This is a genomic window from Methylophaga pinxianii, assembly GCF_020447225.1.
Classification (GTDB): Bacteria; Pseudomonadota; Gammaproteobacteria; order Nitrosococcales; family Methylophagaceae; genus Methylophaga; species Methylophaga pinxianii.
In genome coordinates this window covers 1-24,646 of record NZ_JAJAEO010000176.1, presented here as the reverse complement: position 1 = coordinate 24,646, position 24,646 = coordinate 1, and the positions used below count along the sequence as shown (strand labels likewise).

25 protein-coding genes are annotated in these 24,646 nt (G+C 45.1%); 13 read left to right on the top strand and 12 right to left on the bottom strand.

The features are described 5' to 3' along the window. Positions 1 to 2: 2 nt before the first annotated feature. The 5 genes from LGT40_RS10035 to LGT40_RS10015 all read right to left on the bottom strand — a co-directional run bounded on the left by LGT40_RS10035 (position 3) and on the right by LGT40_RS10015 (position 4,168). On the bottom strand, positions 3 to 1,550 hold the full coding sequence (locus tag LGT40_RS10035; RefSeq protein ID WP_226071740.1) for a formate dehydrogenase beta subunit: 1,548 nt from the start codon (positions 1,548 to 1,550) through the stop codon (positions 3 to 5). Beyond that, positions 1,550 to 2,047, bottom strand: coding sequence for a formate dehydrogenase subunit gamma (locus tag LGT40_RS10030; RefSeq protein ID WP_226071742.1), 498 nt, complete (start codon positions 2,045 to 2,047; stop codon positions 1,550 to 1,552). The genes LGT40_RS10035 and LGT40_RS10030 overlap by 1 nt, the downstream gene beginning before the upstream one ends. 324 nt (positions 2,048 to 2,371) lie before the next feature. After that, positions 2,372 to 3,445, bottom strand: a complete 1,074-nt coding sequence (locus LGT40_RS16375; RefSeq protein WP_226071750.1) for a substrate-binding domain-containing protein — start codon at positions 3,443 to 3,445, stop codon at positions 2,372 to 2,374. A gap of 54 nt (positions 3,446 to 3,499) precedes the next feature. Then, positions 3,500 to 3,934 carry a molybdenum cofactor biosynthesis protein MoaE gene (locus LGT40_RS10020; RefSeq protein WP_226071752.1) on the bottom strand — a complete coding sequence of 145 codons (435 nt, stop codon included), beginning with the start codon at positions 3,932 to 3,934 and terminating at the stop codon, positions 3,500 to 3,502. Positions 3,935 to 3,940: 6 nt separating this feature from the next. Then, positions 3,941 to 4,168: a MoaD/ThiS family protein gene (locus tag LGT40_RS10015; protein ID WP_226071754.1), complete on the bottom strand. Its 228-nt coding sequence runs from the start codon at positions 4,166 to 4,168 to the stop codon at positions 3,941 to 3,943. A gap of 45 nt (positions 4,169 to 4,213) precedes the next feature. Between LGT40_RS10015 and moaC the strand changes: the two genes are divergently transcribed. From moaC to LGT40_RS10000, 3 genes are all read left to right on the top strand, one after another. Beyond that, positions 4,214 to 4,693: a cyclic pyranopterin monophosphate synthase MoaC gene (gene moaC, locus LGT40_RS10010; protein ID WP_226071758.1), complete on the top strand. Its 480-nt coding sequence runs from the start codon at positions 4,214 to 4,216 to the stop codon at positions 4,691 to 4,693. A gap of 138 nt (positions 4,694 to 4,831) precedes the next feature. Beyond that, positions 4,832 to 6,157 carry an OprO/OprP family phosphate-selective porin gene (locus tag LGT40_RS10005; RefSeq protein WP_226071760.1) on the top strand — a complete coding sequence of 442 codons (1,326 nt, stop codon included), beginning with the start codon at positions 4,832 to 4,834 and terminating at the stop codon, positions 6,155 to 6,157. Between the two features lie 290 nt (positions 6,158 to 6,447). Then, positions 6,448 to 7,773, top strand: a complete 1,326-nt coding sequence (locus LGT40_RS10000; protein ID WP_226071762.1) for an OprO/OprP family phosphate-selective porin — start codon at positions 6,448 to 6,450, stop codon at positions 7,771 to 7,773. Positions 7,774 to 7,910: 137 nt separating this feature from the next. On the opposite strand, the gene LGT40_RS09995 is transcribed toward LGT40_RS10000, so the two are convergent. Together LGT40_RS09995 and LGT40_RS09990 are read right to left on the bottom strand one after the other, a co-directional pair. Continuing rightward, positions 7,911 to 8,279, bottom strand: coding sequence for a winged helix-turn-helix domain-containing protein (locus LGT40_RS09995; protein ID WP_226071771.1), 369 nt, complete (start codon positions 8,277 to 8,279; stop codon positions 7,911 to 7,913). Between the two features lie 35 nt (positions 8,280 to 8,314). Next, the gene (locus LGT40_RS09990) at positions 8,315 to 9,379 is read right to left on the bottom strand and encodes a DUF2333 family protein (protein ID WP_226071773.1); all 1,065 of its coding nucleotides are present in this window, start codon (positions 9,377 to 9,379) and stop codon (positions 8,315 to 8,317) included. A gap of 571 nt (positions 9,380 to 9,950) precedes the next feature. On the opposite strand from LGT40_RS09990, the gene LGT40_RS09985 reads away from it, so the two are divergent. The 4 genes from LGT40_RS09985 to LGT40_RS09970 are packed head-to-tail and all read left to right on the top strand — an operon-like array spanning position 9,951 to position 14,734. Then, entirely contained in the window at positions 9,951 to 10,901 is a 951-nt protein-coding gene (locus LGT40_RS09985; RefSeq protein ID WP_226071838.1) for an ABC transporter ATP-binding protein, read from the top strand. After that, positions 10,901 to 11,641: an ABC transporter permease subunit gene (locus LGT40_RS09980; protein ID WP_319000264.1), complete on the top strand. Its 741-nt coding sequence runs from the start codon at positions 10,901 to 10,903 to the stop codon at positions 11,639 to 11,641. Before LGT40_RS09985 ends, LGT40_RS09980 begins: the two co-directional genes overlap by 1 nt. A 15-nt stretch (positions 11,642 to 11,656) precedes the next feature. Then, positions 11,657 to 13,570 (top strand): GldG family protein, encoded by a 1,914-nt coding sequence (locus LGT40_RS09975; RefSeq protein WP_226071777.1) that lies wholly within the window; start codon positions 11,657 to 11,659, stop codon positions 13,568 to 13,570. Positions 13,571 to 13,621: 51 nt separating this feature from the next. After that, a complete protein-coding gene (locus LGT40_RS09970; protein WP_226071779.1) occupies positions 13,622 to 14,734 on the top strand; it encodes a DUF4340 domain-containing protein in 1,113 nt (370 codons plus the stop codon). A gap of 95 nt (positions 14,735 to 14,829) precedes the next feature. Here the strand turns inward: LGT40_RS09970 and LGT40_RS16370 are convergent, their stop codons facing one another. Next, positions 14,830 to 15,291, bottom strand: coding sequence for an ANTAR domain-containing response regulator (locus LGT40_RS16370; protein ID WP_369075674.1), 462 nt, complete (start codon positions 15,289 to 15,291; stop codon positions 14,830 to 14,832). Positions 15,292 to 15,420: 129 nt separating this feature from the next. Further along, positions 15,421 to 16,371 carry a chemotaxis protein CheV gene (locus tag LGT40_RS09960; protein WP_226071782.1) on the bottom strand — a complete coding sequence of 317 codons (951 nt, stop codon included), beginning with the start codon at positions 16,369 to 16,371 and terminating at the stop codon, positions 15,421 to 15,423. 130 nt (positions 16,372 to 16,501) lie between these two features. On the opposite strand from LGT40_RS09960, the gene flgA reads away from it, so the two are divergent. The 3 genes from flgA (at position 16,502) to LGT40_RS09945 (ending at position 18,110) form a co-directional block, all read left to right on the top strand. Then, the gene (gene flgA / locus LGT40_RS09955; protein WP_226071784.1) at positions 16,502 to 17,206 is read left to right on the top strand and encodes a flagellar basal body P-ring formation chaperone FlgA; all 705 of its coding nucleotides are present in this window, start codon (positions 16,502 to 16,504) and stop codon (positions 17,204 to 17,206) included. An 85-nt stretch (positions 17,207 to 17,291) separates the two neighbouring features. Next, positions 17,292 to 17,603 (top strand): flagellar biosynthesis anti-sigma factor FlgM, encoded by a 312-nt coding sequence (gene flgM, locus LGT40_RS09950; RefSeq protein WP_226071794.1) that lies wholly within the window; start codon positions 17,292 to 17,294, stop codon positions 17,601 to 17,603. An 18-nt stretch (positions 17,604 to 17,621) separates the two neighbouring features. Further along, positions 17,622 to 18,110: a flagella synthesis protein FlgN gene (locus tag LGT40_RS09945; RefSeq protein WP_226071796.1), complete on the top strand. Its 489-nt coding sequence runs from the start codon at positions 17,622 to 17,624 to the stop codon at positions 18,108 to 18,110. A 1-nt stretch (position 18,111) separates the two neighbouring features. Here LGT40_RS09945 and hemH read toward each other — a convergent pair whose 3' ends face one another. Beyond that, a complete protein-coding gene (hemH, locus tag LGT40_RS09940) occupies positions 18,112 to 19,125 on the bottom strand; it encodes a ferrochelatase (protein ID WP_226071798.1) in 1,014 nt (337 codons plus the stop codon). Between the two features lie 8 nt (positions 19,126 to 19,133). Further along, entirely contained in the window at positions 19,134 to 20,048 is a 915-nt protein-coding gene (locus tag LGT40_RS09935) for a TIGR01777 family oxidoreductase (RefSeq protein WP_226071800.1), read from the bottom strand. A gap of 110 nt (positions 20,049 to 20,158) precedes the next feature. Here LGT40_RS09935 and LGT40_RS09930 point away from each other — a divergent pair, with 110 nt between their 5' ends. The 3 genes from LGT40_RS09930 to LGT40_RS09920 all read left to right on the top strand — a co-directional run bounded on the left by LGT40_RS09930 (position 20,159) and on the right by LGT40_RS09920 (position 23,283). After that, complete coding sequence (locus LGT40_RS09930; protein WP_226071802.1) at positions 20,159 to 21,103, top strand: YbgA family protein; 945 nt, start codon at positions 20,159 to 20,161, stop codon at positions 21,101 to 21,103. Between the two features lie 192 nt (positions 21,104 to 21,295). Then, a complete protein-coding gene (locus LGT40_RS09925; protein ID WP_226071804.1) occupies positions 21,296 to 22,273 on the top strand; it encodes a histone deacetylase family protein in 978 nt (325 codons plus the stop codon). Positions 22,274 to 22,392: 119 nt separating this feature from the next. After that, complete coding sequence (locus LGT40_RS09920) at positions 22,393 to 23,283, top strand: crotonase/enoyl-CoA hydratase family protein (protein ID WP_226071806.1); 891 nt, start codon at positions 22,393 to 22,395, stop codon at positions 23,281 to 23,283. Positions 23,284 to 23,310: 27 nt separating this feature from the next. On the opposite strand, the gene LGT40_RS09915 is transcribed toward LGT40_RS09920, so the two are convergent. Then, positions 23,311 to 24,646, bottom strand: a 1,336-nt coding sequence (locus LGT40_RS09915; protein ID WP_226343198.1) for a response regulator, incomplete at its 5' end; no start/stop codon positions are given.

The following is a 24,646-nucleotide window of genomic DNA, read 5'->3' as shown; positions in this document are numbered from 1 at the left end:
CTTCACTCCTGACGCGCGCTGCGCAGTTCGTCGGGGAAAAATTTCATTACACTCTGAACGGGGAATGGTGTCATCCCGCCCATTGCACATAGCGATCCATCAACCATCGTGTCGCATAAATCTTCCAGTAATTCCCAGTTTTTATCCTGGTTTTCACCAGCACGGATTCGGTCGATCACTTCAACGCCGCGGGTCGAGCCGATACGACATGGGGTACATTTACCGCAGGATTCAAAAGTACAGAACTCCATGGCAAACCGGGCCTGCTCACCCATGTCGACCGTGTCGTCAAACATCACAACACCACCATGGCCCAATACCGCTTTCTCAGCTGAGAAACCTTCGTAATCAATCAATGTATCCCATTGGCTTTCAGGCAAGTAGGCGCCTAATGGGCCTCCCACCTGAACGGCTTTTAATGGTCTGCCGCTACGCGTACCACCACCAAAATCATTCATTAGTTCGTTGAGAGGAATACCAAAAGCCAGTTCGACCAGGCCACCATATTTCACGTTGCCAGCAAGTTGAATAGGCATGGTACCTCTGGAGCGGCCAATACCATATTCTGCATAAGCCTCTCCACCATGATGGAGGATGTAAGGTATGGCTGCGAGAGAAAGTACATTATTAACCACGGTAGGCTTACCAAATAAACCCACGATGGCAGGTAAGGGCGGTTTGGCACGGACCAGGCCACGTTTCCCTTCCAGACTGTCCAGCAGCGAGGTTTCCTCACCGCAGATATATGCTCCGGCGCCCAAACGCACTTCTAAATCAAATTGACGCCCGCTTCCCAGAATGTCTTTGCCCAGATAGCCATTTTCGTATGCCGAGGCAATAGCTTGATTCATGATGTCAAAAGCAATGGGATATTCAGAACGCAAGTAGATATAGCCCTGATTGGCATTGACGGCTAGGCCAGCGATAGTCATTCCTTCAATCAGCATAAACGGGTCACATTCCATGACCAATCGATCAGCAAATGTGCCTGAGTCACCTTCGTCAGCGTTACAAACAATGTATTTTTGTTCACCGCTGGCATCAAGTACTGTCTGCCATTTGATACCAGTTGGAAATGCAGCACCCCCACGACCACGCAAACCTGAAGTCTTCACTTCATCAACGATTTGCTGCCCAGAAAGGTTTAATGCATTTTCCAGACCTTTGTAGCCATCATGAGCCTTATAGTCGGCCAATGAAACAGGATCTGTAATACCCGAGCGGGCAAAGGTGAGACGTTGTTGTTTTTTCAAATAAGGAATTTCTTCCACCAAACCAAGGCAGCTAGGGTGGGTTTGATTGCCGTGATAAAAGTGTTCATTAAATAAAGCAGAGACGTCTGATTCTGTGACGGGGCCAAAACCAATCCGCCCCTCGCTGGTTTCCACTTCGATTAAGGGTTCGAGCCAAAACAGACCGCGAGTGCCATTACGCACGATCTCTATATCCAGACCTCTGCTGGCCGCTTCTGCCTGGATCAACGTGGCAATCAGATCGGCACCCAATGAAATCGCTGTTGTATCACGTGGTACAAAAATTCGGGTCGTCATTAACCTGCCTCCTGCATCGTATCTCGGCAGTCAGCCATTAATTCATCAAATCGATCTTCACTGACTCGGCCGTAGATGCTGTCATCTATTCTGACTGATGGTCCGGTGGCACAGTTCCCTAAACAATAAACTGGTTCAAGAGTGACGCTGCCACAAGAGGTAGTTTGCTCGAAGTCGATACCTAATGTGGCTTTAGCATGCTTTTCAAGGGCTCGGGCGCCGACTGACTGGCAAGCTTCTGCACGACAGATTTCGACAACATGACGACCGGTCTTGTGAGAACGGAAATGATGATAGAAACTAATCACTCCATGGACTTCTGCCCGGGTAAGCAACATTTCTTTCGCCACGACGGGCACGATAGAATCAGGTAGATAGCCGATATAATCTTGTATGGCATGCAAGACAGGAAGTAACGCACCTGGCTTATGTTTGAGTTCCTGGATAATTGCTCTGACATCATCCATTCGCCAATCGCTATGTTTTGTCATCTTCATAAAATTCTCTCTCGCTTATATGCATAAGCTTTCATATTAGATGGTTTTGTAACCACTTAACCGGACAATATCACAGGGAATTCATGAATCAAAATATGAATAAAATATCCTATTTGTTCACTATGTGCTCATGGATGGCGGATCGACCGCAAGGGATATATTTCCCGCTTTTATGCTGATGTTTTCACGATATGCTTTTTTGAATGTTATTCAGGCGCTCAGGAAAGATTGCGCAATATTGGCTAAGATACAATCACTGTTTGTGGCATCAGGAGAATCAGATTACCTCAATGATACTTTGAGTGCCCTTTGAAGCAGGTCATTTCATTTCTTGAAAAAAATACTCTCGAAATCGACCGCCTCACCGCAGCGATCCATTTCATATCCCTCCAAGCCTGCAAGCTCTTCAAGATAAGCAGGACTTTTCAAACACTCCAACAGGGTCTGCATATTGGGTTCAAAATATTTTTCACTATTTACCGCTAAACAATAGTGCTCCCATTGCAGAGGAATAAAGTCCAAGCCAAACTTCCTCGCTGCAGCGGCCAGACCAAAACCACAATCAAAGGCATTACTGGCGACCATTGCGGCCACCGCCATATGGGTGTATTCCACTTGATCAAAACCGGTGATCTGGTTGCTGTCGATCTGATGATGTTCAAGTAACTTATCCAGCAACACCCGTGTAGCAGATTGATTTTGCCGATTGATAAAACGACAACCAGACGAAACAAGGTCGGATAAAGAATGAATCGATAACGGGTTACCTTTGGCCACCATCAGGCCCTGTAGCCGGCGCACGAGGTAAATCAGACGATGCTGGTGTGGATTCAAATAACTTTGATACGCGATAGCGAGTTGTTGTCCGACTTCCCCCTCCGGCAAGTGAAAGCCTGCTATATCACATTCATTAGCATGTAATGCCCGCAGGCTTTGCAAACTGCCATGGAAGTGCAATTCCACCGGCAACTCTTGAAGACGGTTCAGATTATCTCGAAGCGCACTGACAGCCAGACCATGACTGGTAAAGAATTTCAGCTGATTATTGTCGTGTTGTCTGAGCTGGGTAAGTTCATGAGTCAGATCGGTTGCATGATTGGCTAATTGGGGAGCATAACGGGCATGTAATTGCTGATGGGCTTGAACCAGCTTTTCACCGAGGGGAGTCAATTGAGCACCCCGGCCACGTTGCTTACTTAACAGGGGGGAGCCGAGCAGATTTTGCCATTTTTCCATCAGACCCCAGGCATGCCGATAGGAGGTTTTGCATTGAAGCGCAGCTTGTTGCAATGAACCTAATGATTCAATAGCCACAAGTAATTCAAATAATAACGGTTCAATGCTGACGCTTTCATCGTTTAAATTGATTTTCCATAGAAAATTTATCTGGATATTCACTGCAACAGAAGCTCCACTAAACGATGACTATTTTCGGCAAGACTAACGACTGATTTATAAACCATCAGTGTTTGAAACTACCCAGCGTTCTCCCTGGCCGGAGCTTTCCTTTTTCCAGAAAGGGGCTTTGTATTTGAGCTCTTCAATTAGCCAGTTGCATGCATCAAGAGCGGCCCGGCGGTGAGCCGACCAGCAGCCGATTAACACAATTGCTTCACCGGGAAAAATCTTACCCACACGATGCACTATCAGGCAATCATTCAGCGGCCAGTCTGTTTTAGCTTGTGTTGCTAATTTTTCAAGGTAGCGCAAGGTCATGGCGGGATAATGCTCCAGAGTCATGCTTCTGACCGTAGCATCTTCATTATAGTCACGCATGGTTCCGATAAAGCTGGCCGAGGCACCATCTCTGCCAGCTGGCATTTGCTGGGCAAACTCACTGAGCCACTGATAGGGTTGAAAATCCTCGTCAAGAATATGCGTAGCCATTTGTATTTATCCTCCGGTGACCGGTGGAAAAAAGGCGACTTCATCACCTTCTTTCACTGGACTCTGCAAGGTAGCGTAATCAAGATTGACAGCTACCAGCAGATTGTTTGGTGGGGTTGCCGACTGGGTTGCCATGTCCCAAACCTCAGCCACAGTGACAGCGTCTTCTACTGTGGTCTCACTCTGTCCCAGAGTTTCTCTGAGACTGGCAAAAAATTTGACTTGAATAGACATCTGGTTGATCGTTTCCTAATTCAAAGTATAAGGATAACACCCAAAATGGCAGAGTTGACGCATTTTAACCAGGCCGGCGAAGCACACATGGTTGACGTGGGTAATAAAGCGGTGACCCAGCGTAAGGCGATTGCCAGTGGTCGAATTATTATGTTGCCGGAAACCTTGAAGTTGATTGAGCAGGGCAATCATAAAAAAGGCGATGTACTGGGGATTGCTCGCATTGCCGGCATAATGGCGGCTAAACGTACCGCCGACTTGATTCCTCTTTGTCATCCATTAGCGCTCAGCAAAGTAACAGTTGAATTTGAACTGGATACCGCCAATCACGCAGTAAATTGTCAGGTCGAAGTGGCCACCGCAGGGCAAACCGGAGTTGAAATGGAAGCACTCACTGCAGTTCAAGTGACGTTACTGACCATTTACGATATGTGCAAAGCGGTGGATCGTGGCATGGTTATGAGCGATGTTTGTCTGCAGGAAAAAGCCGGTGGTAAATCGGGCCATTGGCAACGTTCTCTATAGATTTTCTTCTGTGTAAGCTACTTTAATTTCTTAAATTAAGTTTGAATTCAGTAAAGGTTGCCTAAACTGCGTAGGAGATTTTCCTACACATCGGGATGAGTTTTTTCCCAATCCTGCAACTTAACGCTGAGTTTTTTAATGTCCCAATTTATTCCAAAACTGCTTTGTGTGTTATTTCTCGGCTTGCCATTGGTAAGTCACGCTTCAGAATTACGTTTGTTAATTGATATGTTGCATGAAAATGACATGATCAGTGAGCAGCAATATGACCGACTATTGGCTGAGTTGGAACAGAATCAACAGCACGCAGCAAAAGAAAAACAGCAAATTGTCGAAAAGCTTGAATTAGCTACTCAGCCGTCGGAAGTAGAAGTTTCCGCGAAAGGTGGATTGCGGATCAGTTCTACTGATGGAGAGTTTGAAACCCGGATACGTGGCCGTTTAATGATTGATGCGGCAGATTATGATGGCGCGCCGCAAATTGCTGATGGTACGAATATTCGTCGTGCCCGTCTTGCCTGGTCGGGACGAATTTATCGGGATTGGCTATTTAAGCTGGATTACGATTTTTCCGATGGCGGTGAATTAAAAGACTCTTATATCGGTTACAGCGGTTTTTCTCAAGCTCGTCTAAGAATGGGGTTGATGGAAATTCCGTTAGGCCTGCAGTATCGCAGCAGTTCGGCCAATTCACAGTTGATTGAACGCAGTTTATTAGGCGCTTTCGGTGGCGATCGCTATATCGGCGTGATGGCGGATACCAAACGTCAGCATTGGAGTGCAGCAGCTGGGGTTTTTGGTGATGATGCCAATGAACAACGCGAAAGAAACGATGAGGGCTGGGGAGTCGGTGCACGCGTCACGATGGCACCGTTCAACCATAACAATAACGTGTTGCATTTTGGACTGGCTTCTTTTTACCGGCATTTGAATGATCAGGCGACATTACGCTTCGATGAGCAACCTGAAGCACGGGTTGCCGGCTTTGATATTGTCGATACCGGTATTATTCCCGGAGCACGAACCTATACCAGAACCGGTCTAGAGTGGGCCGTTGTCCATAACCGTTGGTCGGCACAAGCAGAATATATGCTGTCTGATGTAAGTCGAGAAACCGGACAAGATATTACGTTTTCAGGCGGCCACTTTCAAAGCGGCTTTTTCCTCACAGCAGATTCATTAAATTATGAAAATGGCGACTTCGGCAGTCCTCAACCGAATCAACCTCTTGGGGAGGGAGGTATAGGTGCCTGGGAATTGGTGGCCCGTTACAGCTCACTGGATCTAACTGACAAAGATGTGACTGGTGGCGAAATAGACAGCCTGACTTTTGGACTGAACTGGTATCCCGTCCCCATGCTCCGGTTTTCTGCCAATTACGTTAATGTTTTGAATGTTGATGGCGGACCAAACGCTGGACAAGAGCCGCGTATTTTTCTAGTGCGAAGTCAATGGGCCTTTTAACAGAAATATTACAATTGAAATTGTTGCACCAAGTGAATAGTTAGTTTTCGATAAATTAAATCAATAATTTTGGAGTAACTTTATTAAGGAATAAATAAAGTTTTAACCAAATCTAAAAAAACTGCCTGGTTTGTCAGGGCTCAAGATTGTTTATTGAACTTTTTTTCTAGATTTGGACTGTTTCACAATAGAAAAAACTTACTGTTTTTTTCGCAAAAAATATTAATGCTGGTTTCAAATGTGTCGATATTATTACAGAAATTTATTGACCTTTAAAAAGGAACACAGTTATGCGATTCAAAAAACATCTTCTGACAGCTGTCATCGGCTTGACGCTCAGCTTTTCCACGAATGCATCCGAATTGGAAACACTAATTAATATGCTGCATGAAAACGGTATGGTGACCGACGAACAATATGGTCGGTTAATGGAAGAACTGGCAGAAAATAAAGCAAGCAATGAACAACAAAAAGCTGAGTTAGATGAAAAACTGGCTGAGGCGACCAAACCCTCTGCTGTAGAAATATCAACAAATGGCGGCCTAACCCTGGAAACTCGTGACGGCCAGTTTTCGACCAAAATCGGTGGTCGTCTACAAGTCGATGCTGCAGCCTATGGTGGTTCCCCTGATATGGGGGACGGTACCGATATTCGTCGTGCTCGTTTATATCTCGCTGGGACGCTATATCGTGACTGGGGATACAAGCTGGAATACGAATTTGATAATAGTTCGATTACCGATGCTTTTATCTCGTATGACGGATTTAAAAATTATCAAATCATGGCAGGGCATTTCAAAGATCCATTCAGTCTGGATTATATGATTAGCGCGAGTAACACCATGTTTATGGAACGCGCTTTACCGACAGCTTTTAATGCTGGTCGGCATGTCGGTGTCATGGGCGCTCGTAATAGTAAACATTGGACTTTGGCTGCAGCTTTGATGGGTGACACTGCTAGCAGTACCCGAGAAGCCGATGAAGATGAAGGTTGGGGCTGGAGTACCCGTGGAACGCTGGCACCGATTAATGAGTCCGGTAAGTTACTGCATCTTGGCTTAGGCTTTAATTACCGGGATTTACAACCCAGCAATACGGTTCGTTTTAGCCAGGCGCCTGAAACGAATGTGTCAGGTGTACGCATTGTGGATACTGATATGTTGGATAATGCCGACACAATGTTGAAATCTGGACTGGAACTGGCCACGGTGGTCGGACCTTTCACAGCACAGGCTGAATATATCCGCACCTCTGTCAAGCGTGACAATATCAGCGATGCCGATTTTGATGGCTGGTACCTGCAAAGCAGTTATTCGCTTACTGGCGAATCCAGACCATATAAAGACGGGGTATTTGGAGGAATAAAACCAAATCGTCAGGTTGGTGATGGTGGTATCGGGGCATGGGAAATGGCGATTCGTTACAGTTCACTGGATCTGAATGATGGCGCTATTGAGGGCGGAGAGGCAGACTCTATGACGTTGGGATTGAACTGGTATCCGATTTCGATGTTACGTTTTTCTGCAAACTATGTTCATGTTCTGGATGTCGACGGCGGTACCTACGATGGCCAGGAAGCCGATGTGTTCCAAGTTCGCAGTCAGTGGGCTTTTTAATCCGGAACTTGATCATACGCTTCTATCAGAAATTGCCCTGCCAAGTTAGGCAGGGCAGTTGAACAGGCTAAAATCGATTTAGCTAAAAGTGGCCTTGCCTGAAAGCAGAAGTTTCTTAGCGAAGGTTAATAAGAGAACTAATTTTTTGATTCAGAAAAGGACGCTTTCAACTGCTCCGAAAGGCTGTGAAGTTGTTGCTCTACTGCTCGTTCAGCATCATATTGGGCTTGACGATACTGCGTTAAAATCAGTTTTCCCAATTCAGTCACTTCAGCTCCACCACCATGACTGCCGCCTTTAGCGGTTATGACCACCGGCTGGGTAAAACATTCGTTCATGGTGTTGACCAGATCCCAGGCACGCTTATAAGACATTCCCATGGCTCGGCCCGCAGCTGAAATAGATCCATGCTGTACGATAGCATCAAGTAAATCCGCTTTCCCCGGACCCAACGCGACTTTATCATTGAGATAAAGCCGAATTTTGACAGAGGATTTGTATCGCATAGGCGACTGACCCGTTTGAATATTAAAGGCTGATCTTAACCTTGCTCAAGCAAACGCCGCAGGTCAATCATTGCTGCATTAGCTCGCGATACATATGACGCCATTACCAGTGAGTGATTGGCAAACAACCCAAATCCACTGCCATTCAAAATGATAGGGCTCCAGACTGTCGCTTGCGTGGCTTCAAGTTCGCGAATAATCTGACGAAGACTGATAAGCGCGTTTTTCTTCTGTAATACGTCAGCAAAATCGTGTTCAGCGGCTTTAAGCAAATGAATCATTGCCCAGATCGATCCTCGCGCTTCATAAAAAACATCATCAATTTCCAACCATGGTGTTTTGGTCACTTTTTCCAGCTGGGCAAATGTGGATTGATGTGCTGATGGATCGCCTGCCAGATCTGTATTAACCCGAACCTGACCCACGCTGGCACTAAGACGTTGTGAAAGACTACCTAAGCGTTTTTCTGCAATTCCCAACCAGGCAGCAAGATTATCGGCTCTGGCATAAAACTGGGCTTCATCACGCTGTTCATCCGTGAGACGTGTCAGATAACTTTCCAGCGCTTTAATACCTTTCCGGTACTCACTTTCAGTTGGTGGAAATAACCATGAGTCGGAATTAAAATTAAACTGCGGCTCGGCAATGATTAAATCTTTATCTTCTGCAGATTGTGATTGGGAACGGCTAATATCATTACGCAATGCGCGTGAGTAATCGCGAATTTGCACCAGCACACCGAACTCCCAATTGGGCATATTGTCCATCCATACCGAAGGCGGCATGACATCATTGGTGAGATAACCTCCGGGTTTATCCAGCAATGTGTTGGCCAGTGTGATTAAGGTTGCGGTGGAGGTGTAGCCGACCACGAGATCCTGCTGTTTTTCTGCGGCCATGTCGCGGGCTTTATTTTGAGGGTCAAATGCGCTTGGGGGTGAACTCCACCAAAGCATGATCAGCAAAAAAATAAGCAGGATGATGGCAATAGCCAGAATTAAAGCTTTGGATATTTGTCTACGGCTGTCAGGGTCTCGAAAGGAATCGATAATATCCCACCACAACTGTCGGCTGCGCTGAACAAATGAATTTGTGGCCATAAAGTATCCAAAGAAAGTAATTGTAAAATTTCACCATAGCGTATTTTGGACTGCAAAAAAATATTTAGAGCCTGTTTATCATTCATACCACTTCGGTTATGAGTAAAAAATAGCATTGTTAGGCGCTGACAATGAAGTTTATTCAATGTTTTATATCTATATCGCTGCTTGGGGCCGGAGTCCAGATCCAGAAGCGGCAGCAGGCAAATAGCTCAGTGTGATATCAGGCATCTGCTTGACACAGATATTTTATAGCTATTCGAGATATTGAGTGCGTCGTATCAGGAAATATTGTCTGATGTCCAATGAAGTCGACGCAGTTGAGGCGTATGAGTTGGAAATGATGTAATCACTATCGCATCATTTCAGCCTTGTTCAGCTCAATAATCGTCTTGTGTTGGCTGGGAGTTATAGGAAAAAGAACGCCGAATGCCCGTCGGGAGTGCTTTCCTGTAAATATGCGGGATATTTTCCTGAAAACTTTGCAGTATTAAGCTTGACGTAATAGCGAATGGGGCTGAATAATGCCCGGTTTGAAAATGCTTTTGATGAAGCGGGGGACGCTTTAAGTATGACACTCAGAGTTGAGATTGAAGATCTGGCTAAGCATTTTGGCGAGATTAGAGCTGTAGATGGTGTGACATTCTTGGTAAGTAAAGGCGAAGTACTTGGTTTTCTTGGCCCGAACGGCGCCGGTAAATCCACGACGATGAAAATGATAACCGGCTTTTTGGCTCCGACCCGAGGTACTGTTCGAGTCTGTGGTTATGACGTTTCCACCGATCCCATTTCCGTAAAAGCGAACCTTGGATATCTACCCGAAGGCGCACCAGCTTATGCGGATATGACACCAGACAGCTTCCTGAAATTTATTGCGGATATTCGCGGTCTATCCGGCGCAGCTAAGAAACGTGCTGTAGCCTCTGCCGCTGAACGGGCGCGCATACTGAATGTGATGTATCAACCTATTGAAACATTATCTAAAGGTTATAAACGTCGAGTTGGTCTGGCCCAGGCTATCTTGCATAACCCTCCGGTTCTGATTATGGATGAGCCGACAGATGGTCTGGATCCCAATCAGAAACATGAGGTTCGTACCTTAATAAATGAAATGGCGGAAGACAAAGCCATCATCATTTCGACGCACATTCTGGAAGAAGTAAACGCCTTATGTACCCGCAATGTCGTCATTGCCAGCGGTAAAGTGGTATTTGATGGAACCCCTGCAGAACTGGAAGCGAAATCGCGTTACCACAATGCCGTGGTATTAACAGTCAATGCGATTGATAACGGTAAGCTGCTGCAATATGTGACTTCACTGGAATTTGTTACCGACGCAGAACCTTTAACGTCAGCCAATGGTATCCGTGTCTTCCCGAAAGACGGTCAACATATCACTATTCCATTATCAGAAAAAATTCGTGAGCAAGGGTGGGAAATTGCATCACTCTATGCTGAAAGTGGTCGTTTGGATGAAGTTTTCCGCAGCATCACGTTGCCAAGAACTGCAGGAGTCAAATGATGAATATGCTCAATATCTGGTTCATCATGAAACGTGAGTTTGGTGGCTACTTTGCTACCCCCGTTGCATATGTTTTTATTATTATCTTTTTACTGTTAGCAGGTTTCTCGACCTTTTATGTGGGAAATTTCTTTTCCCGTGGCGAAGCGGATTTATATCCGTTTTTCTCATTGCATCCCTGGTTATACATTTTATTAATCCCGGCGATTTCGATGCGCTTGTGGGCAGAAGAGCGTAAAAGCGGATCGATTGAATTGCTTATGACCTTACCGGTATCGGTTTTTGAAGCGGTAGTGGGTAAATTCTTTGCGGCCTGGGCATTTACCGGGCTGGCACTCATCCTGAATTTTCCGTTGTGGATCACCGTAAATTATCTGGGTAACCCGGACAATGGGGTGATATTCACTGGTTTCATTGGCAGTTTCTTAATGGCGGGTGGCTTTTTGGCCATTGGTTCGTGTATTTCTGCAGTGACCAAAAATCAGGTAATTGCGTTTGTACTCAGTCTTATTGTCAGTTTGATTTTTGTTCTGGCAGGTTATGGCATCGTACTGGATTTCTTTAGCAGCTGGGCTCCACAACCACTGGTTGATGCCATTAGTTCGTTTAGTTTTCTGACCCACTTTGATGCGATTTCCAAAGGGGTGATTGATTTACGTGACATGTTGTATTTCGCAGCGCTCATCGCTATCTGGTTGTTTGCCAACGCCTTGATAGTGAATGCACGTAAAGCCGATTAGGAGTACGAGTCAGCAATGAATAAACAATTATTATCCAAAACCGGTCTGATTCTGGCCATCATACTGTTTATCGCATTTATTATAGTGGTCAACGGGAATTTCAAATCGGCCCGTGTCGATTTAACAGAAGACAAACTTTATACGCTGTCAGAAGGCTCGTTGAATATCTTGTCTTCATTACAGCAACCCATCACCTTGCGGTTTTATTATTCCGAGCAGGTGGCTCAGGCATTGCCATCATTGAAGGCTTATGCTCAAAGGGTGCAGGAGCTGCTGATGGAATATCAGCGTGCTTCAGACGGCATGATTCAAGTCAAAATCATCGACCCAAAACCTTTTACGGATCATGAACAGCGCGCTAAACAATATGGTTTGCAATCCATACCTATTGAAGGTGAAACCGATCCGTTATTTTTTGGGGTAGCGGGTACCAATATACTGGATGGTCTGGAACGTATTCGTTTCTTTCAGCCTGAAATGGAAGATGTGCTGGAATATGATCTGACCCGGATGATTTATCAATTGTCAGATGCTGAACGTAAAAATGTTGCCGTGATGAGTTCGTTGCCGATCGATGGCGAAGGTTATGATCCGCTTAAAGGTCAGCTGGATACTGAGGGTGGCGCAAAACCCTGGGCGGTGATGGGCAAATTGCGTGAGATGTTTAATGTTTCTGTATTGCCGGAAGATATTCGCCGTATCCCCTCTTCGGTGGATGTATTGATGGTGGTGCATCCCAAGGAGCTACCGCAGCAAACATTGTATGCGATTGATCAGTACGTATTGCGAGGTGGCAAATTAATTACTTTTGTCGATCCTTTTGCAGAAGTGGATGTCCCGGAAAAAGATCCTGATAACCCAATGGCGGCAATGGTCGCCAACCGTAGCTCCAATATGCCGGAGCTGTTGAGTAACTGGGGCGTGGAACGTGATGCGTCAGATGTAGTTGCCGATCGCAAAACCGCCCGTCAGGTAGATTTTGGGGCTCGCAGCAATAATCAACCGATTGAGTATGTGTTGTGGAATGCGCTCAATGAAGAAAATATGAATCAAGAGCAGCGCATTACCTCTAAATTACGCAAAATCAATGTCGCGACCGCCGGTTATTTTAAAATTTTAGAAGATGCGACAACCGACGTGACCCCACTTTTGAGTTCCAGTAATGAGGCGATGCTGGTAGATAAGCGTGTTGTGCAGTTTCGAAATGATCCAGTTGCACTGTTAACCAAATATGAGAGTGGCACTATCAGCTATCCGTTAGCTGTACGTATCACTGGTAAAGCAGATTCAGCTTTTCCAGAAGGTGCTAAAAGTGATGGTGGTGCGATGGTGAAAATGCCGGATCATATTGACCAGGCTGAAAATGGTATTGATGTCGTGGCGATTGCGGATGTGGATCTGCTGGATGATCGTTTCTGGGTCATTATGCAGGATTTTTATGGGCGGGACCTGGCATTCAATACCTCAAATAATATCGACTTTGTGCATAACGCGATTGAAGAATTAACCGGGGCGGAAGGCTTGATCAGTGTGCGTTCACGCACAGGTTTTACTCGTCCATTTGTCCGGGTTGAAGCATTGCAACGCGAAGCCGAGAGACTTTATCGGGCAAAAGAGCGTGAGCTGGAAAATAAATTGCAGCAGACACGGCAACGTATTGCCCGCATGCAAGTTGAACAACGTGGTGATGGCGAAGCAATAACAACGCCGGAACAGCAAAAAGAAATCGCGGAATTCAGAGCCATTGCCGATCGTACAGAACTCGAACTACGCGCTGTAAAAGGTAATCTGCGTAAGGATATCGATCAGCTGGAAACAGTGGTGAAATTCATCAATATCGGTTTGATCCCGATTATTGTGGCGATATTGGCATTGATCACAGGATGGTTAAGGTTACGTAAACGTTCACGTGGTCGTTTCCAATCGTAAATTCTGCATGCGTCAGATGACGTTGCCCAACTGAACAGACAGGTTCTACAGATGCTGAAAAAACTAAATAGTCTCTCCATTCTCGCTATCCTAACTGCAGTGATGGTGGTCTGGATGTTGATCACAATCTATCAGACAGAGGACACCAGCGATGACTTTTCGTTGTTGTTTCCTGAGCTATTTGAACAACTCGATGATGTGGACAGAATCACTTTCAAAAGTGAGCAGGATGAGTTTACGCTCAACAACGACGGTAACAGCTGGGTGATTGCTGATTATTATAATTATTCTGCTGATGAATCATTGATCAGAAGAATGTTAGTGGATATGGCGGATGCTCGGATACTTGAGCAAAAAACCGATGATCCCGAGCTATATCCCGTGTTGGGTGTTGAGGGAACTGAGGTTGAGGGCAGTTCATCATTTGAAATTAAACTGTTTAATGACGAGCAAGTGATCGCCGGATTAATTCTGGGACAAGCGCGTGATTTAAGTTCTGAGTCAGCGGGACCGCAACAATATTATATTCGCCGAATAGGTGATGAGCGCAGCTATCTGGCAGAGGGCTATTTCCAATTGAGTCCTATGATGCTGAACTGGATTGATGGGCAAATCATGGATATCGCACGTGAAAGGATCGCCCGCGTGGATATTATCCAGCCTTCAGGCGAAACCGCCACCTTGGTTAATCTTGGCCAGAAGGATAAATTTGGTACGCCGGAAGATCGCGAAAAAACCATCTTTCGTTATGAACAGCTTGGCTATGATATTGCCGGGTCATTATTCCAATTGCGATTGGAAGATGTTCAGCCGGTAGATGATTTTTCTCGCGGCGATGCAGAAGTGGTTCGTGCGGAATTTCTTACCTATGATGGGTTAAGAGTAATCGCTGAAACGTCATTTAATGATGGTTTTTACTTTTCGACTTTCCAGGCTGAGTTTGCCCCCGACGCAGTCACTCAAGTACCAGAGGCGATTGCCAGTTTGGATGTTTTAAAAACGCCTGAGCAGGTACAGGCTGAAGTCGACGAAATTAATCAACAGGTGAAACCCTGGGTTTATCGTCTGGGTGGTTTTGTTGGTAATAACTTGATGCGTGCCAAAGCGGACATGGTTACGGAACAGGATCAGGTTATTCCAATGCCAAGCGGTTTTGGTCCATAAAATATTATGGTGGGCTGAAGTGATCCGCTTCAGCCCCTAAAATCTGTTTTTATATCTGGGCTTTTGCTTAGAATCGATATGGTTCAGGCAAGCCACTAGGTAGAGTTGCTTTCTTGGGTTTGCCGGTGCTGTGCAATAATCTCCTTTGCCAGCTCTCCGATGGGTTGCCGGCGCTCCATCGCCTGTTGTCGCATTGCCGAATAAGCGTTTTCCAGACTGATGCCTTGAGACTGGCTCAGGCACTGTTTCGCTTTTTCAATATGTTCACTGGCACTGAGCTTTAACTCCAGATTGCGGATGGTTTTCAGCATTGATCGGGTTTGTTTGTATTCTTGTAAGCTCAATAATAAGTTGCTCATGACCCCCATTGGGTGAAAGGGTAAACCAATGATGGCCTGAGCATTTAAGCTGAGCGAATACTGTAAAACCAGCGGATTTTCATAATCCACTACCAGTACCAAAGCGGCTGGAGGGTGGCTGACATCCCAGTGGAAGGCATGTTTTAGCTGAAGACAGCATTGGTTTGCAGCAGAGTTGGATAGTTTTGCGTGAGCAATTATTCGGCACTATGCCATTACCCAGACGAAAATAACCCTCACATTATCAAAGTAAATTCAGCGGTTTAAAACTGCATCGATTAAGTGAGATAGAAATAACCGCTAACTTTTTTTGTTGAACAGCTGTGATTACGACAGTTGTTCTGCTTTTTCACGCCATTCTTCTAATAAAGCTTGCACAGTAATCGCAAGATCATCCGGGGCAAACTTGGCGATAAATTTATCAGCGCCTACTTTTTCCACCAATGCATTATTGAATGTTCCACTCATGGAGGTATGCAGCAGGATGCGGATATTTTTCAGGTTTGGATCCTGACGGATAGCAGTCGTCAGGGTATAACCATCCATTTCGGGCATTTCAATATCGGAGATCAGCATGGCAATATGTTTGCTGACATCAATGCCTTCAGCTGCCCATGCTTTTAATTTGTCTAGCGCCTGCTTGCCATCATTCACAATAGTACAACTGACACCAATTTGTTCCATTGTTCGACGAATCTGGTTGCGTGCAACGCTGGAGTCATCCGCGACCAGGATATGATGTTGGTGCTCAGCATTGGCTGCTGCGAATTGCGAAACTAACTCATCTGAGACCTTATCTTCGATGCCAAGCACTTCGGACATGACTTTTTCAACATCGATTATCTGGATCAGCTCATCATCAATCTTTGTGACAGCCGTCATGTAATGGTTTGAACCTGAGGCAGAGGGCGGCGGTAAGATATCTTTCCAGCTTATATTGACTATTCGATCCACTTGACTGACCAGAAATCCCTGCACATTACGGTTATATTCAGTAATGATGACAAAATGTTCCTGAGGATTAACCACCGGCCGTTTGCCAATCCCTTGAGATAAATCAAAAATGCTGATGGTTTTATCCCTGATACGTGCAGCCCCGCGTACCACAGGATGTGCATGAGGCATTTGTGTCAACGCCGGGCAAGCAATGGCCTCTCGAACTTTAAACACATTAATTCCATAGCGTTGTGTACCGCCCAACTTGAACAGTAAAAGCTCTAACCGGTTCTGACCTGCAAGTTGCGTGCGTTGGTCAATGCCATCAATCATGCTTGCCATAAAAGCTCTCCAAATAATTACCTGCAGTATAACGGCAGCCCGATAAAATTCTGAACTCTAATTATCGGAATGAAATTTGCTAATGATAATGATGTTTATTGCTATACCGCGCTAATGCCGGAGGGGAACAATGTATAAATTTGTCATGAATTTTCTATTGATATTAAGTGTCAATTTATTGACGGTTTCGGCTTACGCCACCAATCTACAGTCCCTGGCGGAGGTCGAACATACAGCCTACACCTTTACTTTGGCTCAGGCACAAGCACGGTTTAATAACCCGGAAATTACCTTAACCCCCATGGATAAACGCTTAAGACTGCAACATTGTGAAAGTGGGCTGGAAGCATTTTCAAACCGGGCTATAACCAAAGCTGGCAATGTCACTGTTGGGGTTCGCTGTCATCAGCCCGTCGCTTGGACTGTGTACCTACCTCTGCAAATCAAGGTAATGAAGCCGATGGTAGTGGTAGCGAGACCTGTCTCCGCCGACCATGTTTTAACTGAACAGGATCTGCGAATTGAACATCGTGATATTGGAAGTCTTCGGCAAGGCTATATGGCAAATATTGCCGCCGCAGTTGGACAACAGACCAAATATTCATTGGGTATGGGCACGGTGATTCAAAGCAATCATTTGCGACCTCTCAATGTGGTTAAGCGGGGTGAATCTATTGTCTTGGTAGCCAGTGCGGGAACTATGGAAGTACGCATGCAAGGTACGGCGATGTCGGATGCCAGCCTGGGCGACCGTGTACGCGTGAAAAACCTTTCTTCTGAGCGGGTGGTGGAAGGGATCGTCGACGCGCCAGGGGTCGTGCGGGTTACAATGTAAATAAAATATAGATCGAGTCACATTTTATTCAAGTTTATTGAACTCGGTCCGATAACTTATATAGAAACAATATGGAGACATTTTTATGTCGGATATTAATAATATAAAACCCCCTTTCCAGGGCGGTGTGAGCGCGACACGAAACGTTAGTATTGAAGAAAAGCGTTCAGATGCGACTCCCAGCCAGGTTAAGTCAGGTGGAGATGCCGCGACCGATAAAATCAGCTTGACCGCGACGGCAACACAATTGCAATCGTTACAACAAGAAATTGCCGCTTTACCGGTGGTCGACGAACAGAAAGTGGCTGCTTTACGTGCGGCGATTGAAGATGGAAGCTATCAGGTAGATAGTCAAAAGTTGGCACGAAACATGATTGATTTTGAAGGTAACCTATAATTATAAGGAACCTTCATCATGGCTATGTCACCCGGGCAACAACTCCGTAGTGTTTTACAATCTGAATTAAATGTTGCCAGTCAATTAGCCGAATTATTAGCCGCTGAACGGGAAGCCCTCGCTTTATCGGCACTTGATACCATCAACGAAATAAATACCAAAAAACAACCTTTGATCATGAAGCTGGAACATCACGGCCGTCAGCGTGATGCTTTATTGATGTCATCGGGCTTTCCATCCGGCAAACAAGGTCTGGAAGCTTTTATAGATAATCAAAGTGAAGAAGAGGCAATAGGCCTTAATCAGTTGATTACAAACTTAAAAGTAGTGGCTAAAAACTGCCAGCAGCGTAATCAGGTAAATGGCGGTATTGTCAGTATCAACCGTCAATATCTGCAACGAGCTATCTCAGTGCTTCGTGGAAGAGATCCTGAATCCAGTGCCTATGGACCGGGTGGTGAATATACCAGTGCCGTGGTGCGTCAACCGCTTATTGGACGCGTCTAGTTCAAGATGCTTCGCACCACTGGGCTAACAGATCGACCCAGACAGGATCATCATTCAGGCAGGGGATCAATGTTAACGAACGTCCCCCTGCTTCGATAAACACCTCTTCAGCCCTGATAGCAATTTCTTCCAGAGTTTCCAGACAATCAGTCACAAAAGCCGGGCACATGACCAGTACATTCTTTGTGCCATTCTGTGCCAGTTCAATCAACCTGTCTTCGGTATTGGGCCCAAGCCATTTTGCTCGACCCAAGCGTGACTGGAAAGCGACAGAGTAGGACTCTGGATTCAGCTGTGCTTTTTTGGCAAATGCTGCTGTTGTGGCCATCACCTGATGACGGTAACAGGTCGCATGCGCCGCATGTGGTCGGGTACAGCAATCGGGTTGTTTCAAACAATGTTGGCCACTGGGATCGCGTTTTAAAATATGCGATTCGGGAAGGCCATGGTAACTAAATAATAAATGATCATGTTCTTCCATTAAATAAGGACGTGTCTGCTCTATCAGAGCATTGATGTAACCGGCCTCTTGATAAAAAGGTGGTTTTACCGTTAAAGAAATATCCAAATGATGTTGTGAGATAACCTGCTTGGCCATTTCGATACAGGTCGTCACCGTGCTATCGGCAAAATGAGGATAAAGTGGAATAAATAAAACTTCTTTAATACCTTCTATCTTTGCCAGTTTTAATAAACCTGCTTCAATGCTGGGATTGCCATACCGCATGGCTAACTCGACTGGCATATCCAGCTGTTTTTGAACAGCTTTATGCAGATTTTCAGATAATGCAATTAGCGGTGAACCGTCTTCTGTCCAAACACTTTGATAAGCCTCAGCGGATGCCTTTGGACGTGTCGGCAACACAAAAAGGCTCACGATCATTCGGCGTATAAGCCAAGGCAATTGAATCACGTAGGGATCCATCAAGAACTGGTTTAAATATCGTCTGACAGCGGGAACATCAGGATGATCCGGGGAGCCAAGGTTGACTAATAAAATGGCACGTTGATTCATGATAATAATTATTTTGAGTTAGAAGAGTTAATAACATCGCTTAGCGCACTATGGATGTCAGTATAGAGAAATTCAAAGCCAGCAGCCTGGGCTTTTTCTGGGATCGCCCGCTGTCCACCGAGTAGTAAATCAGCCATTTCACCCATTGATAATTTTAAAACGCATGCTGGAACACGAAAAAAAGCCGGTCGATGCACTGTTTTAGCTAGGGCTTCACTGAAATGCTGATTAGTTACAGGTTGAGGTGCTGAACCATTAAAAACGCCATTAAGTGAACGGTTCTCCGCCAAAAATAAAAACAAGCGACAGATATCATCCAGATGAATCCATGGCATATATTGTTGACCATCACTAATAGCACCGCCTAAACCCAGTTTAAAAGGCAGGATCATTTTGCCAAGAAAACCACCTTTCGGAGCGACAACAAGACCGGTACGTATTATCGCCACACGTATTCCCAGTGACTCTGCTGTTAAAGCGGCATCTTCCCATTGTTGACACAATTCATGACTGAATTCGGGCTTAAAAGAGCTGTCTTCAGTCAGTATGGTCTCGCCCTGATCGCCGTACCATCCCACTGCAGAACCACTGATTAAACTGTGCGGTAAGCTGGAACGTTTAGCCAGCTGTTGGATTAAATCTCGTGTATAAATGGCCCGACTTTCAAGAAGCTTTTGTTTGCGTTCTGCCGTCCAGCGTTTATCGGCAATCGGTGCACCGGCCAGGTTAATCACGACATCAATATGGCGTTCTGCCGGTAACGCATTGACGGATTCAACACATTGCACTTGTGAACCCAGAATATTTGTTGCTTTTTGACAGTCACGGCTTAATGCAAAGACTGTTTCACCATTATTTAAAAGTCGTTGACACAGCGCTTTTCCGATGAGTCCTGTTGCACCGGTGATGAGATAAGCCGCCATGATAAATCCCCTGAATAATTATGATTATTGCTTGTATAGAGTCTTAACTGCTGGCAAAGTTTACCGAAAGCTTAGATAAAACCTTTTATGATTGATTTAACGAGTGATTGATGGGAATTAAAGTCGGAATCAGCAGTTGTCTTTTAGGGGAAAATGTTCGTTTTGATGGCGGACATAAACATCTGCGGTTATGTACGGAAAGTCTGTCGCGCTTTTTTGATTTTGTACCAGAGTGCCCTGAAGTTGGCATCGGCATGGGAATTCCTCGCAAGCCCATTCGTCTGGTGGGAGATGTTGCCTCACCACAAGCCGTGGCCGTGCATGATTACCGTTTGAACTACACCGAGAAACTCACAGCTTTTGGCCAGCAAAAAGCCCATGAACATAGCGATTTATGCGGCTATATTTTTATGAAGAATTCACCAAGTTGTGGTTTATTCCGGGTTAAGGTGTATCAGGAAAATGGTTATCCCGCCGCTGAGGCGGGAAGAGGTCTTTACGCAGATGCATTAAAAAAAGCCCATCCATTAATGCCAATGGAAGAGTCTGGCAGGTTGAATGATCCTTTATTACGCGAAAACTTTATCAGCAGGGTGTTTGCTTATTATGACTGGCAGCAGCTGGTCAAAAGTGGTTTAAGTCATCACAAGCTGATTAATTTTCATACCCGATATAAATATACGCTCATGGCACATTCACCCAAGGATTATGGTGAACTTGGCAGGATGCTGGCGGATGCAGGAAATCATGAGGTTGAAGCCATAGCAGAACGTTATTTTGCTGCGTTAATGGCCGTTTTATCGACCATTGCTTCTCGGAAAACCCATACAAATGTATTGATGCATATACAAGGTTATTTGAAGAAGAAACTTTCCAGTGCGGAAAAACAGGAACTTGCTGACATCATCGATCGTTATAGAACTGCTGAGCTGCCACTGATTGTGCCGATTACCTTACTGAAACATCATTTTAATAATCACCCAGACCCTTACATTGCTAAACAGGCTTATTTACAACCGTACCCTGATGCATTAAGCCTGAGAAACACGATATAAAAATGCATCAGCTAATCGGCTAGATTGCTGAAAAGGTATCAATAGTCATTGTGAATAAACGTGATTTAGCGCGTTTGTTTTTTTACGAAAAGGGCTGAAAAGCATAATTGAAATAACGATTTTGAAATACCCTGTATGTGGGTTATTTTATTTTAAAATCGAATAGATGGAAGCCGGTTCGGGATATCAGATATGCAGCGTAGGGATTTATTGAAACTTGGTTTACTGGGTGCTGTGAGCACTAAGGCTTCAGCAATGGAGCAAACGGCTTTAACAGGACTGGTGCTGGATCCCGGCTTTGCTGAACATCATATTATGCCTCAGCATCCTGAGTCTCCAGCCCGGTATGAACGGCTACGGGATGAGATCGAAGTCAGTGAATTATTGTCCAAGGTCACGTTGTTAACGCCGAAAAGGGATATTGAATCAGAGTTATTACTGGTACATTCGGCCACCCATATTGCGTCAATAAAGCGTCACGACCCTGCTGCACATCAGGCAGCTGTTTTAGCTACCGGAGGAGTATTGGTTGCTGTAGATAGTGTTTGTAACGGACTTTTGGATAATGCATTTTGTGCTTCAAGACCGCCTGGGCATCATGCAACAAATACTGGTAAAGAAGAAGGCTTCTGTTATTACAATCATATCGCTATAGCTGCCCGCTATGCCCAGAAACGATATGGACTGAAACGAATTCTGATAGTGGATTGGGACTATCATCATGGTAATGGCACAGAGTGGGCTTTTTATCATGATGCTTCGGTACTGTTTTTTTCCACCCATGATGCTGAAGCCTATCCAGGAACGGGGTCGCCCGAAAAAACCGGTACCGGAGAGGGCAGAGGCTTTAATATAAATGTCCATCTACCCTGTGGTTCCGGTGATAAAGACATTGTGGCGGCATTTGAAGACAAGCTTATTCCCGCCGTGGCCAGCTTTAAACCAGAGTTGATTTTGATTTCAGCCGGCTTTGACAGCCGTGAGGATGATCTGCTGGGATGCCATAAAATCACTGATCAGGGGTTTATCCAGCTGACAGAAATCATGCTGCGATTAGCCAAGCAATATTGTGATGGCAAACTGATTTCAGTATTGGAGGGGGGCTATAACCTGACCGGCAATGCGAAAGCGAGTGTGGCGCATTTAGCGACTTTGCTAAAAATAATCTGATTGTAGATTTCACGTTTATCATTAACGGCACACTTCGTGCTAAACCTTAATTGAATTCATATTTAGTGACAAATTTCAGTCACTTGTTGATTGGCAGCTCAAGCCCTTTTAAGGAGAAAATGATGAACGCTGTTGTGAAACTCAGAGACGAGAACGAAGCTGGACTAGACCAGAATCAGGCGAAGCAATATCAACATCTGAATACTTATTATGATCCGACCTATAAGATTGGCTGGTTCATGATGGATGCGGCCCCCCGGCCTTGTTTTACCCCAACCCTATTAAACGAATTATCAGACTATCTGGCGAACATTAAAGCCGAAATGCAACAAACCAATCAAGAAAAATATGATTACTTGGTTGTCGGTTCAAGTGTAGATGGAGTGTTTAATCTGGGTGGGGATTTGAATCTTTTTACCTCCCTGATTGAGAAACGGGATCGTCAAGCATTATTGGCCTATGCCATCCATTGTGTGGATATCCTCTACGATAATATGTTCCATTTTAATTGTGATTTGACCACGGTCAGTCTGATTCAGGGCGATGCGCTGGGTGGCGGGTTTGAAGCTGCCTTGTCGAGCAATATTATTATTGCTGAACGTGGGGTTAAGTTGGGTTTACCTGAAGTATTGTTTAACTTGTTTCCAGGAATGGGGGCTTATACGCTGCTATCTCGAAAAGTCGGTGCAGCCAACGCAGAAAAAATGATTCTGTCTGGCGCGCTTTATACAGCAGAAGAGCTGTATGAAATGGGCGCTATCGATATTCTGGCTGAAAAGGGAGAAGGCGAACTGGCTTTGTACAAATATATTAAAGCCGCTAAAAAATCACCCAACAGTTATAAAGCCATGTCTCGCATTAAAGATCTCTGCAACACGGTCAGTTATGAAGAGCTGGTCGCGATCGCAAATATTTGGGCTGATGCCGCGTTAAATCTGACGAGTAAAGATATTCGAATGATGACTCGTTTGGTGAATCGTCAAACAGCGAAATCAAACATCGACGGTTGATTTCCAAGTGGTTAAGGCGGATTGGAGTTAGTGATCCGCTTTTTGTGATGGCATTTGAGCTTTAAGGGCTGATTCTAACTCTTTCAATGTCTGCAAGAAGGCATGTTCCAGTTTTTCGGTAAGTCGCAGTAACTGAATTGAGCCAATATCGAAGGGTTTATACGCTTCTCCCTGACGACAAAGCTCGGCAACGCTATTAGCACCTAATTCAGATGATGATCCTTTCAATGCGTGCAAGCTTTCGCGATAGGTCAGGTAGTCATTGTGGGCTGCTTGACGAATCAACTGGAGATGCTTGGTACCATCTTCTTTATACCCATTGAATAAAAGCTTGAGAAACGCTTCGCCACCACCCAACTGAGATAATTCAATCAGAATTTGGGGATCACACCATTGGTGAGAAGCAGTCGAAGATTGATGTGCCGGCTTACGTGTTTTGGCATTATCCTGAGTATTCTGTGCCAAACGGGCAATCGACTCAAGTAATGAGCGGGAATCAATAGGTTTGGTGAGAAACTCATTTGCTCCGGCTTCAATACAGCGTTGTTTGGCTTGTGGAGTTGCGTCTGCTGTCAGGATAATAATCGGGATATCATGACCGGTATCCATATAGCGCATGGCACGAATGACTTCAGGACCACTGTAATCAGGCATGTTCATATCCAAAATCAACATTTCAATACTGTCAATTTGTTGACTCAGAAGATCCAGGGCCTGCTCGCCACTGCTGGCAAGTAGTACATTATGTCCAGCATGACGCAGGATGCCTTCCAGTACTTGCTGATTTACCAAATTATCTTCAGCAATCAAGATGTTTAATGACTTGGCATAGGATTGAGACGCATAGTGCTGAGCGAGGGGGATGACTTTTTCATCTTGAATCGCATGGTTACTTTGCGCTGCATGAATAGCATTAAACAAAACGGGTTTAATCTGAACATCCTGCACAATCGAAATGAAATGGTGACGTAACCGTGGATCTTGTTTACTGAAATCTGAAGGATTTAAGAGTATTAATGCAGTATTAGCGAGCAGCGGTTCACCATGGATCATATTGGCAAACTGAATGGGATCGATGTCATGCATGCAATCCTGATCAATCATCACTGTCTGGAAAGGAGTTTGACTTTCAGCGGCTCGGATCAAAGCCGAAAAAGCTTTGGCTGTGCTGTCGACATGTTGGTAATTCACTGACCAGCCATTGATAACAGGCTTGAGTAGGTCATGCAGTGAATCGGTGCTTAAAATCAGCATAGGGCTCTCAGATAAAGTTAATTCATTTGGTTCATTCGTGGTGAAGGGTAACTCGAACCAAAAAAGCGTGCCTTCTCCCACTTCGCTTGATACGCCAATTTCCCCCCCC